Origin of the sequence: Pseudomonas sp. OE 28.3, assembly GCF_014268205.2 — a bacterium.
Lineage (GTDB): Bacteria > Pseudomonadota > Gammaproteobacteria > Pseudomonadales > Pseudomonadaceae > Aquipseudomonas > Aquipseudomonas edaphica.
Window position 1 is genome coordinate 3,398,729 of record NZ_CP077082.1, and the last position, 13,146, is coordinate 3,411,874.

A 13,146-nucleotide genomic window follows, 5' to 3' on the forward strand; every position below is an offset into this window, starting at 1 on the left:
GGTTCAACGGTGACGAGCGCTCAACCGGGTTGTTGATGCGCATGAGGGAATCGGACCCGCGTAGCCAGAATCGCCAGCACGGCACCGAGCCCCTGAAAGAGGACCAAGGCGGCGAGCACGCTCGGGGCAAGCCCAATCGAGTCCACCAGCAGCCCAAGTGGAATAGGCACAGCGTTGAACAGGTAGATGGTCATATAGAAATACGCCACCAACTTGGCGTGGCAGTTGGCGGGAGCCAGCTGATTGATCAGCCGCGCACTGCCGACAAAAATGGCGCCATAGGCGTAGCCGCCGATTACCAGGGCCAGCGCCGCGAGCGTCAGCGAATGGACCGAGAAGGCCGTCAGCAGGAGCAGGAAGGCTGCACACTGGGCGAGCAACCCAGAACGCAATGCACGCGCTGCATCCAGGCGTTTGCAATACAGTTGGCTGGCCCCGGCGATCAACAGGTACACCGCCATGCTGTAGCCAAACATCCCGCGGTCACTCAAGCCCAGTTGCTGTTCGGCTGCGCCAGGGCCAATCACGAAAACGCAGGCCGTGAACGACCAGCTGAAAAACACCGACCATGCGCACAAGTGGAAGGGCCGACCAATACCCCGCAGGCCTTCACGTAGCGACGCTTGTACTGTATGAGCGGCGGTTTGGGCCTGGAGGGTATGGCGCGGCCAGAGCGCCAGTACGCCGAGGGCGGCGACAGCGACCAGGGCCATGATCGACCAGAAGGGCAGGCTGGCCGGGTACAGATTCAGTTGCAGTGCCATGCCACTGAGTACCGGGCCGAAAGCCAACCCCAGGATCATTGCCAAGGTGGCCAGCGTCGCCGCCAACTTGCCGTTGTCGAGTGGGCCGAACCGTACCAGCGTCACGTTCACCGCGGTGGTCATGATCCCTGCGCCAAGCCCCGAGATGGCACGGGCTACACACAGCGCCCACAGCGAATCACATTCAGCGCACAGCCAGGCGCCGATCAGCACCAATGCAATGGCTGGGAGCAGCAAAAAACGCTGGTCTTTGACATGGCCGGCGATGCGCGCCAGAGTCGTCAAAGCCAGCAAAACCCCGGCACCGTAGGCGCCGAATATAAACGTCAGGTCCACAGCTTTGATCTGCAGATGTTCTTGGTAAAACGGGTACAGCGGCGTGGGTGCGCTGCTGTTCATGAGCGCTGCGGTCAGTGACAGCGCGAGAAAAAACATCAAGCCTTTTGAGCCGTGTTTAGTGATATCGACGGACATGAGTCTCCCAGCCCAGTGCTCAGGGCTTTTGCCGAGTGAATGTTTGCAAGCGGGATGTGGATGCGGTTTCGAGGGCTTTGCCCATTGGCAAATGATACGGACCGGGGCGATTGGCACCATGCCCGAAACCCCAGGCTTCATTCGTCATCGTCCAGGGAGCAGTAACAGCGGCGCTTACGGGATGACCGGGCGGGTATGACCCACCGCGCCCGGCTAAAGCGCTTTACCAGTAGCGTGGTTGAGGAAGGATGCGGGTCGGTTGTTTCAGGCCTGTCGCAGTGTTAAAGGCAAACGACGGATAGGCGCTCCAGTTGAACGCTGGGTAGCTCACCACCGGCTTGCTCCATACAGGCGGCGCGACGACATAGGAAGGGCGTGACCCGACCGGGCGATTGATCACCACACCTATACCATTTTGAGCGCCTGTGGAGGCGGCTCCGCCCGTCACTATAGTGCCAGGCTTGAGATTGTTAACCGACCCAGCCGTGCCGCCGAAGTGAATCGGACCCTGGATGTCGATGTTGCCGACCAAACTCAACGGGCCGCCATTGCGCAGCACGCCCTGATTGCTCAGATCGCCAGCGATCGACAGCGCCTGCCTGGCGTCCAACACGCCCGTGGAAGCGATCTGTACCTTGCCATCGGCGGTGACCTTCAAGTCGCCGGTCAGGGCCTTGACGTTGCCTTGAACGTTCACGCCTACGCCGGCTGACTTGCCGAGCAGGCGAATCGAGTCTGCGTGCATGCTGCCCAATTGGGCCACATCAATAGCGATGTCGGCTTGGCCGTCGGCGCCAAGGTGCTTGAGCACAGTGGTTGGGTTCATCGCGTCGACTTCGCCTTTCAAGGCCACGGCGTTGAGCTTGTTGGCTTGCAACTGCGCATTGATCTGCAGGGTACGTGCGACGAGGTCGACCTCGTTGGCACCGGACGCGTCAAGGCCAGCACCTTCCACGCGGATCTGGCCGTGGTCGGTTTGCAATCGAGCCACCTGGCCGTTGGCGTCCAATACCGCCATGCCCGCTACCAACGACACGCGATTGGCGTTGATAAAGCCAGCACCGCTGGCGGTGATGCCATTGGGGTTGGCGATAATCACGCGGGCGCTCGGCCCTGCGACTTCAATCGTGCCATTGAGACTTGAGGCGGTTTTACCGGTGACTTCATTGAGAATGACGCCGGCAGAGGTTCCGTTGAGCAGGCTGTTACCGGCAATGGCGCCGCCCAGGGTGGTTTGGGCGCCTGCGGTGCTGTTGTTGAGGATCAGCCCGGACGCGCCGACATTGAACTCGGTGAAGCGGTTGTGGGATACACCTGCGGCGTTCGCAGCGACGATGTTGACCACGGGCGTGTCGTTGATCTGCGACAACGCGGCGTTTTGGGCTGCGCTTGGATCCAGCGTCAGTGCGGGTTGCGCTTGGGCATTGTGTTGCAACAGCGGCAGGCTGCCCATTAATGCGAGGGCCAGCAGCGTGCGCTTGGATGGGCGCCGAGTTGGTTGGATCATTGGGTTCATACAGACCTCGAGAGTTGAAGGTTAAAGAGGCGTCCCGCAGTAGCGACTGCGGGCGCCGGGTGAGTGCACTGGGTGGCACTCGGATTCCCATCCCTGGGAAAAAGTGTTCGCCTAGAAGCGGCTGCTCAGGGAGAAATCGAGGGTTGGCGTGGTGGTGTTCATCTCGTCGTTGCTCTTGATCGGCATGCCCAGGGCCAGGTCGTAACCAAAGCGGCTGACATTGCCGCGCAAACCGACAGCTGCGCCGATCAATGGCTGTCGACCTTGCTGCTGGCCGCCCACCGGCGACGCCGCACCGGCATCGAGTGCCGCATACGCCTGGCTGCCACTGAAGGCGGTGATGGACAGCTCATTGCGCAGGGTCCAGCCGGTGGGGCCGGCGAGGGTGGTGTTACCGTCAAAGCCGCGCACGCTGTAGCGGCCGCCGATCTGCATGTATTCGGTCGACGGCACCGGCACCGGCGCATATTGGTAGACCAGCGCGTTGCGATAGCCCAAACGCATTGCGCCCAGGTCAAACGGAATCTCAAACGCCGCCTTGGCAGTGAACAGGTGATAGCGACCGTTCCAGTCCTGTTGCTCATAGAGCGCGCCGGGCGTCTTGCTGAGTCCGGGCAGTGAGCCGCGCGCACCAGCCTGCGCCGTTAGTTTGCCAAAGCGCAGGTTGGCGCGGTGGGTCAGGCCAAGTTCATAGCTGGTGATCTGCCGGTGCAATTGCTGCAGTTCGGTGGAGGCAACCCAGGCGCGATCCTCACGATTGACCAGGCGAGCGTTGAGCACACTTTTGCTGCGATTGGAGCGACTCACCACGTAATCAAGCCCGGCATCGACGCGTCGGGTGCGCGAGCTGAACGCAATGCTGCTCCCCCCGAAGTCTTCGAATAAGGCTTGCTTGCTGGTCCACTCGCTGGCGCTGAACGACAGCAGGGCATAGCCTGCGGGCACGTTCCAGGCCAGGCTTTTAGCCGAAGACCCACGGGTGTGGTTATTGAAGTCGGTGTCGGTGCTGTAGGTCAGCAGCAGTTGGTCGTAAAGCCCGGCCGGCGAGTCGATGGCGACAATCCCACCGAGTTGGTGACGGCCCGTGGCGTCGATACCGCTGTTATCGACGGTCAGCAAGCCGAACACCCGACGTGCCTGCGGCGGTTGCTGGATGATCACATCGCTTTCACCCAGGTCGGCGCCCGGAATCAGATTCAGCGCCGTCGCTGCCTGGCCTGGCAGACGGCGCACATTTTCCAACGCCTGGTCCAGGTCACGTACGTTCAGTAGTTCGCCTTTGGCTGCGGGAAAGGCCATGCCTGGCCAGCCAAGCGATTCCGGTTGCTGATCAATCTTGCCCATGCGCCCAGGGATAAGTTGGACGATCAAGTGCCCGCTGCTCAGGTCTTGAGCCGGTATCAACACCTGGGTAGTGATGTATCCGCGCGCCATCAGTTGTGCTGCTAACCAACGGCGATAAACCGTCAACCCTTCGCCACCCACACAGTGCCCCAGGATCGCTGGCGCGCGCTCCAGCCAGTCGAAATCATCTGCACCTTTCCACTCCACAGTGCGGATAACGAAACAGGGTGATTCTTCCGGCAGCTTAAGCGCATTGGCGAAGGGCAGGGGCGTTGCGGTCAGTGCATCCGGCTTTCCAAGTGCCTGGGATTGCAAGCTTTTCAGTTGGAGGTCTTGCTGGCGTTGAGTGCTGGTGACGGTATCGATCGGACTGGCCGCTCGCGCGACCTGAATCGCCGTAAACAGCCATAGTGTCGTTACATACAGGGTGGTCGTGATACAGGCGTGGAAGCCGAGCGTGCCGGGCGTTGATTTCATCCGCCTATGCTAAGAAGGCCGAGCGCAAGAAAAAATAAGATGAAGCTCGGCGACCCAAGGACGTTACTGACGATGGGGAGGTCGCTGTCGTATGGGTGCTGCGATAAATCGTACGACCATCATCGAGCCGCGCCCGGTCGCGGCCCATCTGGCGCCGTGTTTCGCTGGCGTGCACGTACTGAACGGCAATGGCGACGCCACCGGCCTGGAGTGGATTTGCGAAGCAGGTTTGCTGACCACGCCCATTGCCTATACCAACACCCATAGCGTTGGCGTGGTACGTGATGCACTGGTGGCCGCCGAGCGTGAAACGGGCAAGCAGCACACCTACTGGTGCATGCCGGTGGTGCTGGAAACCTACGACGGCATCTTGAGCGATATCTGGGACCAGCACGTCACATGCCAAGCATGTGCATGCAGCATTGGCGGATGCACACAGCGGGCCGGTGCAGGAAGGCTGCATGGGCGGTGGCAACGGCATGATTTGCCATGAGTTCAAAAGTGGAATTGGTACATCGTCTCGCGTGCTGAGCGCCGAAGAGGGCGGCTGGACGGTGGGCGCATTGGTGCAGGCCAACTACGGCGTGCGCAGCGCCTTGCGCGTTACCCGGTTGGCAGCGTATTGCAATACACGCCTTCGCCTTATGACGGGTCGGTTAATGTCGGCGTACCTGGCATGGGTTCTATCGTGATCACCATCGCCACCGATGCACCCTTGCTGCCCCATCAATTTCGGTGGGTTTTTGCCAGTTGAAGGTGAAGTCCAGGCGCACGCCAGCGCAGCGCCCAGGGCGGAGCCAACCCCTGGCGGCAATCGAGCTTGGTCAGTTTATACAGGCGCGGGGAGTGGTGCGGTTGCCATTCAAAGCCAAAGCCTAAAAACACCTGCTCCGGTGCCGGGCACCACTGCGCCAGTTGCTGCGTGTTCAGTTGCTGCATGGCATGACCGGCCAATGAAGCGCGCAGCGTTAGCACTCGCAGCGCCTGACTTAAGCGGCACACGGCCATGAGCAGACCGACCGCATTGAGCGGCCAGGCCAGGGGGCCGGTAAAACGCCCGCCAGATGGGCTCCCAGCAATCACAGCAGTGCGCCGCCCCAGGCCATGGCCGCGTACAGTCCATAGGCGCGACGCCAGGGCATTTCATAGGGACGCAACATGTCATGAGCCCGCTTGCACTGCGGTCATCGGCGTCAGTCCCGCGATAAACCGTGGGTCGAGGATCACGCCAGTGGTGGTATGGCCATCGACTTCGCGCGTATGAGTGGGCATTTGGTGCTGCGTCGAGCGAATCAGCATCGACACCTCACTCAGGGCGCGGATAGCGGTGGCGGCCTTTATGCCCTGGCTTTTGAGTACGTGCAATGGCACAAACAGGCCTTCGGCGACGGGGCAGGCCTGAGCAGTGTAGAGGGTGTTGATCACGGCATGCTGCACGGCCGGGTTAAGGCGCAGTGGGGCATGTAGCGTCAACGGTGCTGGGCTTTCAGCCTGTTGTTCGGGGGGGAGTGAATGGTGCTTCGGTTTCCAGCGGCAACACCAGTTGCGGGGCCGAGGTGGCGGGAGAAGTCGTTATTGCCAAACTCAGGTTGAGGGACTTGCTGTTAGCCGCAAGCAGGTCAAGCACGCATGGCGAGTCGAGCAGTATGAGGGCGCTGAAGGTTTTTGTCTGGCTCGGCGGGTTGATGGTCCACAGGGCATTCGCCTCTGGGTGTACCTGCACCCATTCCGCCTTCGGCCTTGCGCGATCACGTGAACCATCTCCGCCGGCAGGGCAATACTGATTTTCTCGGCTGTGCTCATGGCATAATCTCCAGATATTCCTACTGCGACCATAATCCGCCTTCACTTGGCTGTAATGCGCCCAGCCGCGGGTGGCGCAAGTTAAAACCATATATGTCGTTCCACGAGACAGCCGATTGTACTGCTTCGGCCCTAAGCAGGTAGCGGTCAATACTCAAGCCACTTCGCCATTGCCGCATACGCACATTACTGAAAGCGATCCGGTGCAAGCCACCCTGAGCGCATTATGTGTGCCGTGGTATCGGGGGGAACTGTCGGTGTTAACGGGATAGAGCCCACATACAGCATGAGCTGCTGATGTCTGCGGGTCTGCGCGTGTTTTGAGTGGGATTAATCCTACGCTGATTATGGTTATATCTGATGCACTACTAAGATTCCTGCGGTGGTAGCAGTCGCTGATCCGGGTAGACTTTTCGAACTCTTTGAGCGATGGTTTTTTATTATCTTTTTACACAGTACAAGGGAATGCAATATTCCGCCGCGCAGCATGTTTGGTGGCGGGGTATCAAGTTTAGATTGTTATCGGCATCTCTTTGAAAGGTAAAGTAATGGGTAGCATAGTAGTTGATCGACGATCATCCGTTGATGCGCATGGCGGTAAGGGTAATGCTCGAGGGGAAGGGTACAGCATCCTGGCTGAAGCCGATAACGGTGTTAACGCGCTGGAGGTCATTCGTAAATTACTGCCTGACCTTGTCGTACTGGATTTAAGTATTCCCAAAATGGACGGTTTGTCGGTCATCTCTAATCTGAAATTGATTGGTATTTCCAGCAAAGTGCTGATTCTGACCTCTGGTGACTCACGTAATGAAATGGTCTTGTGTGAATTTGTAACGTTCGTCTGAGGGCTGCCAAATTTAATAAGGAGTTTCCTCGTGAGAATTCTACAACTGTGTATCGGCCTGGCTTTAATTATGTTCGGCTGGCAAGTCAAGGCGGCTACGAGCTGCACTTACAGTAGCTTGAGTTTGAAGTTGCCCGTCAGCTTCGCTCATGATTCCGGCCAGCCGGGGATGATCTCGTCGAGCTGGCACGAAGCAAGTAGTCCAGCGCTTATGACTTGCGATTTGACGAGCTCCGGGCAGTACTCCGTCACGGCTAGCAGTGCTCTGCCGGTGAGCGGTATGTTTTCCTTTGAAAATACCTTCTATGCGCTACTTAATACTTCAGTCCCGGGTATTTCATTGATTATGGCGGTGGCGGATACCAAAGGGCAGTGGCTGCCTTATCAGGGCATAGAGTTGACTACGTATAAGGGCGATGCCCCTGTATACAGCTCATATGGAATTAAAGTCAGGGTCCGCCTGGTAGCGACAACAAGGCTGGACTCGGGTTCGTATAATGTCTCTGCCGAGACGCTGCTGAGTACCGGCATTACTAAGGATGCAGTGTATACAGGGTCGGCATTTACATCGCTAACTGGAACAGTTGTCACTGCAAAAAGCCCAGCGTGCAAGTTGTATCTATCCGTCACGACGATTGCACTTCCTAAAATAAAACTCGCTGATATTCCTGTGGCTGGCGCGATTGCCGGCACAACGCCGGTGGTGTTTGCTGCCGTGTGCGAGGGTGCTGCCTCTGCTTACAATGTAAAATATGCTCTCCTTGATATGAATGACTGGTCGGCAACCGACAAGTATGTCGCGCTCCGTCCTGCATCGGGTGGCGGCAATATCGGTTCAGTTGCTCTACAGATTGCCGAGGGTTCGACGGTTATGAATATGGGTACTTTTTATTCCCTGGGGCTGATTCAATCCCAGGGTGGCTTTTTTTCAAAGACCCTGGACGTAAGCTATGTACGCCGCTCCATGGTAGCCCTTAACCCTGGAAAGTTTGTAGGCGCAGTATCGATTCTTCTATCTTATGATTGATGTTGAGTAGATGTGCAATCTGAGCGTTGTGCTCGAATCTTTTGATTTTTCGTGCGTGGCATTTCTGTCAGTTTCAGTCATGTGTATGGGGTTGTTGAGTTGTAAATGGTGGTGCGCCAGATAAGTCGTCGTGGTTGTAGGATATATCTTATTGTGGGTTGTTTGTGTGCGGCGCATTATATGGGCAGACAGTAAGTCTGTCTGTTTCCTCTCTCTTTCAGTCGTGCCGCCTGATCAGGGGTGGGTACGTTTGATAAATACTAGTCGTGGATCTGGTTATGAACTTTAAAGTTGCTTTAATTGCTGTTGGTCTGAGTAGTGTGTTGGCGGGTATGGCTCAAGCTGCTACGGTGCCTGACAGCACCGTTTCGAAAAAAATAACCCTGACAGCGCAAATCAACGATGCGATGTTTGTGTCCAAGTCAGATGGTTCTACCTGGTACGGCACTGAGGACTTGGAGCCTCTCGATTACACCCAGAAAGCCTTCACCAAGGTACTGCCTGTTCGTGTCTGGACCAAAGGCAGCGAGTTCAATGTGTCGCTGGCACAGCCTTTGAAGTTGTCCAATGGTACTTATGAAATGACCGGGGCAAAAGTCACTATCGCTCACTCCGGTGGGGACAGTGCGGTGACATTTGGGGCGCCTCTGAAAGTTACCCAGACGATCACGGGTAATGGTGGCTATGACGAAATTCATAACTTGAAAATCGATGTCAATGCGCCGGTTAAAACAGCAACCGGGCCGAGCACCAACGGCAGCTACAGCGGTGATCTGGTCATGCTGTTCGAGCCTGTTGCTGCTGTCGGGCCGTAATCGGACTGTTGTCAGTAACTGGTGTCAGAGCCCCGTGAGGGGCTCTTCTTGGTCATTAACGGATACTCAGGATGTGCCCGCATAAGATTCCTTTTCCGGTTTGCATGCTCGCGGCCTGCCTTGTTGCAGTTGTTTCATCCCGGACGCTCGCTCAAGTGAAGATCTCCTACGGAACCCCTGAGGGTTTCAGTGCGGTTGAAATGGATAACACGGCGCGTTATGTCGCTACTTATAACGGGAAGACTTTGCCGGGTTTTATCAGTTATTCGTTGGTGCAGAACGGTCTTGTGTTTGATGCGACCCTGTACCGCAAAAATGATGTTGCGCTTGCAGACAGGCAGTCTATTGAAAAGGTGTTATCGCGTATTGATTATAAACAATGCAAAGGTGGCTGTGATTTGCGTGTAGCCGATCACTATGTCACCCTCGATAAAGCCCGCCGCACACTCAGTATTCGCAACACCCGGGATGATTATCTGGCACCTAATACTTCGTGGGGGCTTATCAATAATCAGTCTGTGGATATACGCGGCTCTTCGGACAGTTACCGTGCCATGAATATCAACGGCAATACCTGGTTCGGGCTGCCCGGTCGCAGTTTTGCTTATATGAACTGGTATGCCAACCAGAGCCGAAGTATGGGGCAGAGCAGCAAGGATCAAGGGATCTCATCCTATTACCTGCAAAAGAACTTTGCTGACACCTATGTGCGCGCCGGCAAGCAAAACAGCATCGACTTTGGTTCCGGCTCGGTGAGCACGGTGTTATCCCCCAGTTTTGACCAGTTTATAACCCTGGGCAGTCAGGGCTATTTGCGTGCGAACCGTGATGCGGGGTCGCTGGTGCTGTTTTCCACGGCTGAAGGTAACTATGAGTTTTACCGTAACGGTCGACTGATTTTGAAGCGACCGGCGATGTTGGGCCGTAATGAAATCAGCTTTATGGATCTTCCGGGTGGTTATTACCCCATCGAGATTCGTTTGGTGGACCGTAACGGCAACCTGGTGAACCAGAAAACCCGCGACGTCAATAACCTCAACTTTACCGGTGAAGCGGCCAACTCCTGGCGCGTGACTGCGGGCCAGGATATGGACGAAGGCGGTCAGCTATTTGAAGCGGCCATGGGCCGCAACTTGAGCAACCTCTATTTGAATGCGGCAATGGTCAGCAGCGACAACTCCAGCTGGGCTTCTGAAGTGAATATGTCCCGGCCTTCCACATTAGGCACCTTGCATTTGTCACCGACGGTGGGGGTGTTGAGCGGCGAGGACGGTACCGGGGGCTACTTCAACCTGAATATGGATGATCCGCGATTGGGTAATCTTATGCTCAGCCGCTACGAAAATACGTCTGTGTCGCGTTTTTATTATGGAACACCCAGTACCAGCCTTTCCTATAGCAAGAACGTGGGCGGGGTGATGCTTTCCTATAACTATCGAAACTTCAGCCGCAGTGAATCGCAACAGGTTGAAGTGCGCTGGAACTATCGGCCCAACGGCCTGTGGTCGGCGGTATCGGCCGGTGTGCAAAAAGGTGGCTCGATGCCGGGCAGCAGTGATTACACGTTCTACGTGAATATGAGCTGGACCCTGGACAAGTCGCAAGCGAGCCTGCGTGCTGCACAGTATGGCGGCCAGACCCAGCTGAGCGGTGATTACCGCAAAGACTTCCAGGACAGTTATGGCACTTCATCCAGTGGTGTAACGGTCAACCGTATTGATGGGCAAAACAGCCTCAATGTTTATGGCAGCCGCTCCGGAACACGTGGCGATGCCTCGCTGAACGTAGGGCATAGCGATTTTGCCGATAACGCCGACTTCAACTACCGCGGCATGCTCGCGGCCAATGCCGACGGTATTGCCATGGGGCGTTACAGCAATGGTGGCAGCGCCATGTTGCTGGAGACTCCCGCGATTGAGGGTAGCCCCTACGGTTTCAGCGTTGAAGGCCAGCCAGTAGCCGGTGGCAGTACTTACGCCGTGCCGCTTGAGGCATACGGGGATGTGCCATTTGCACGCGTTATCAGCGAAAGCGAAAACATGGACATGAATATTGAAGTGCCGGCCAACATCATCCGGGCCCACCCTGGGCAGGTCTACAGCGCCAGTGCCAAGGTGGATATCAACATGATTTACAGCGGTCTGCTGGTGGACGCCCATGGCGCGCCTGTGGGCGGGAAAATCATCGAAACTGGCGATGTTGCCTACCCTAATGGCCTGTTTTCGATCGCGAGCAAGGCAGTACTTGCCCGTATCTCGGTGCAGGATGCAGGCCGCCAATACATCTGCGACCTGACTCGCACCGTCAAACCCAGCCAATACCAGTGCCAGTAAGTGCATGCCCGATCAGGAACCCGCTATGAGATTACCTACGTTGTTATTGAGCTTGATATTTCTTGGCTCAAGCCTTGCCCGGGCCGAAGGCGAATTGATGGTCATGCCGGCCAGTCTCAAGGTGTACAACAATCACGAGCATATGGTTAACGTGAGAAATGTCGGTGATGAGTCGATGTACTTGTCCATCACTCTGCAGAAAGTGATAAACCCAGGCATCGAACCGGAAGAGAAGCTGGCAATGAGCCAGATCGATCATCCGACCCTGCTGGCCAGCCCCGACAAGCTGACCCTGGGGCCGGGGCAGAGTCGCTCCATCAGCCTCAAATCACTTGTCGAGCCGTCCGTCGAAGCCTTGTACCGCCTGTATATCGTGCCTGTGAGAGCCATGCAGGTGGAAAATGCCCCGAAGGACAAGATTACGGCTCCGATGTCGGTATCGGTGGGGTACGGTGTACTGATCCGCCATATGCCGCCGCCTGAGCTGCAGCGTACAGGCTGGACGCATCATTGCGCTGGCGGGGGCGTTAGCCTGGAGAACACCGGTAATGTTCGCATGGTGCTGTCGGACGTTGCTGTAGGTAGTCATTTGCCGATAAGGAGCAAAGTTGCCCTGTTTCCAGGGACGCCCCAGTTGTTTGCAGGAAAACATGTAAGTTTATCAATTAATGATGTTCAGCAGACGCTGGATTGTAATTAATGAACATTCAGTGTGGGGTGTTTGAAAGGATTAAAAAGATAGCTGGCGTATTCAGCGGGTGTGTCCTGAAACAACTGTGCGGACTGTTTTTGGTCGGTTTATCACTTGCCGCTGGCGAGGCGTCGGCCTATGTAATGCGCTATAGTGATTTAAGTAATGGTTACAGTAATTGTAGTTTAAAAGATAACGGTAATGGTACCTCTACGGCGCGAGTGGACTTTGACTATAAAGCAGCAGCTGGGCATCATCCGACGGCTAATTTTCAATCCAGAGGCGTGATTGTTTATACCTATGGGGCCGCTGGCCAGCTTAATGAAAGTTCTAGTGTTGGCATCAACTCGGTAACCCTTGGGGGGTTTGAAAAGGAAACTATTTTTGGTGGATATCGGTACGCTATGTTCTCTAATCGTTATAATAGTCAATGGATTAATCGATCTCCATTTAGGGCTGCTGTGGTCGTGCAGTTTAATAATTCAATTATTGCTAAATGGCCTGCGATTGGTATTCGTGCGGGTATTTTTACATCGGGCGATGATTATGGTGATAGCGCCGGTCTTGCCTATATAAGCCCCGCCACCCAAAACGGCATTTGCACGTTGCTTGTAAATCCGGAGCAGCCACCGCCGCCGATGGATGTCACCTTGACCATGAACGCGCCAGACTGGGATATTGGCGAACTGTCAAGGGGGGAGGAGACACTGAAAACCTTAAGCGCTGCTAATGATCAGCTTTGCTTTACTTATGAAGGCTCCAAGTTTGTTACTTTTCAGAAGTACATCATCAATGCAACCAATTTGAATGGTCTGTCAAGCAATGGTCGTTATCTGCTCAAGAGTCTGGAAGACAGTTCGAAAACAGTGCCGTATAGCCTGACGCTACAAAATGCCAACGCCACGATGTTGTTGCCCAACGCCAAGAACACGGGCTTCAACCTCAATGAGAATGGGCGGACATGCTTTACGCCCACGTTCACGGCGCTTGCGGAAAAGAAATCTCCAGGCGGGGCTTACAGTGATGTACTGACCTTTACCGTTGTGGCCAAACCCTAG

At 55.9% G+C, this 13,146-nt stretch carries 13 protein-coding genes; 8 read left to right on the forward strand and 5 right to left on the reverse strand.

The window, feature by feature from the left end; genetic code table 11:
* Window positions 1-20: 20 nt before the first annotated feature.
* The 3 genes from HU759_RS15220 to HU759_RS15230 all read right to left on the reverse strand — a co-directional run bounded on the left by HU759_RS15220 (window position 21) and on the right by HU759_RS15230 (window position 4,575).
* Window positions 21-1,238 carry an MFS transporter gene (locus HU759_RS15220; protein ID WP_170037278.1) on the reverse strand — a complete coding sequence of 406 codons (1,218 nt, stop codon included), beginning with the start codon at window positions 1,236-1,238 and terminating at the stop codon, window positions 21-23.
* A gap of 223 nt (window positions 1,239-1,461) precedes the next feature.
* Window positions 1,462-2,754: a filamentous hemagglutinin N-terminal domain-containing protein gene (locus HU759_RS15225; protein ID WP_186616883.1), complete on the reverse strand. Its 1,293-nt coding sequence runs from the start codon at window positions 2,752-2,754 to the stop codon at window positions 1,462-1,464.
* Between the two features lie 111 nt (window positions 2,755-2,865).
* A complete protein-coding gene (locus HU759_RS15230) occupies window positions 2,866-4,575 on the reverse strand; it encodes a ShlB/FhaC/HecB family hemolysin secretion/activation protein (RefSeq protein WP_170037284.1) in 1,710 nt (569 codons plus the stop codon).
* A 91-nt stretch (window positions 4,576-4,666) separates the two neighbouring features.
* On the opposite strand from HU759_RS15230, the gene HU759_RS15235 reads away from it, so the two are divergent.
* Both HU759_RS15235 and HU759_RS29975 read left to right on the forward strand, forming a co-directional pair.
* Window positions 4,667-5,068, forward strand: a complete 402-nt coding sequence (locus HU759_RS15235; protein WP_262378164.1) for a P1 family peptidase — start codon at window positions 4,667-4,669, stop codon at window positions 5,066-5,068.
* Window positions 5,022-5,267 carry a P1 family peptidase gene (locus HU759_RS29975; protein ID WP_253201687.1) on the forward strand — a complete coding sequence of 82 codons (246 nt, stop codon included), beginning with the start codon at window positions 5,022-5,024 and terminating at the stop codon, window positions 5,265-5,267. The genes HU759_RS15235 and HU759_RS29975 overlap by 47 nt, the downstream gene beginning before the upstream one ends.
* A gap of 34 nt (window positions 5,268-5,301) precedes the next feature.
* Here the strand turns inward: HU759_RS29975 and HU759_RS15240 are convergent, their stop codons facing one another.
* On the reverse strand, window positions 5,302-5,514 hold the full coding sequence (locus HU759_RS15240; RefSeq protein WP_170037287.1) for a hypothetical protein: 213 nt from the start codon (window positions 5,512-5,514) through the stop codon (window positions 5,302-5,304).
* Window positions 5,515-5,736: 222 nt separating this feature from the next.
* The gene (locus HU759_RS15245; RefSeq protein WP_170037290.1) at window positions 5,737-6,048 is read right to left on the reverse strand and encodes a hypothetical protein; all 312 of its coding nucleotides are present in this window, start codon (window positions 6,046-6,048) and stop codon (window positions 5,737-5,739) included.
* 878 nt (window positions 6,049-6,926) lie between these two features.
* On the opposite strand from HU759_RS15245, the gene HU759_RS15250 reads away from it, so the two are divergent.
* The 6 genes from HU759_RS15250 (at window position 6,927) to HU759_RS15275 (ending at window position 13,146) form a co-directional block, all read left to right on the forward strand.
* Window positions 6,927-7,223 carry a response regulator gene (locus tag HU759_RS15250; protein WP_170037293.1) on the forward strand — a complete coding sequence of 99 codons (297 nt, stop codon included), beginning with the start codon at window positions 6,927-6,929 and terminating at the stop codon, window positions 7,221-7,223.
* Window positions 7,224-7,253: 30 nt separating this feature from the next.
* Window positions 7,254-8,249 (forward strand): fimbrial protein, encoded by a 996-nt coding sequence (locus tag HU759_RS15255; protein WP_170037296.1) that lies wholly within the window; start codon window positions 7,254-7,256, stop codon window positions 8,247-8,249.
* A 278-nt stretch (window positions 8,250-8,527) separates the two neighbouring features.
* Window positions 8,528-9,064 (forward strand): CS1 type fimbrial major subunit, encoded by a 537-nt coding sequence (locus tag HU759_RS15260; RefSeq protein ID WP_170037299.1) that lies wholly within the window; start codon window positions 8,528-8,530, stop codon window positions 9,062-9,064.
* A gap of 155 nt (window positions 9,065-9,219) precedes the next feature.
* The gene (locus HU759_RS15265) at window positions 9,220-11,397 is read left to right on the forward strand and encodes a TcfC E-set like domain-containing protein (RefSeq protein WP_202884312.1); all 2,178 of its coding nucleotides are present in this window, start codon (window positions 9,220-9,222) and stop codon (window positions 11,395-11,397) included.
* Window positions 11,398-11,422: 25 nt separating this feature from the next.
* Window positions 11,423-12,097 carry a pilus assembly protein gene (locus tag HU759_RS15270; RefSeq protein ID WP_170037302.1) on the forward strand — a complete coding sequence of 225 codons (675 nt, stop codon included), beginning with the start codon at window positions 11,423-11,425 and terminating at the stop codon, window positions 12,095-12,097.
* Window positions 12,097-13,146 carry a hypothetical protein gene (locus HU759_RS15275; protein WP_170037305.1) on the forward strand — a complete coding sequence of 350 codons (1,050 nt, stop codon included), beginning with the start codon at window positions 12,097-12,099 and terminating at the stop codon, window positions 13,144-13,146. Before HU759_RS15270 ends, HU759_RS15275 begins: the two co-directional genes overlap by 1 nt.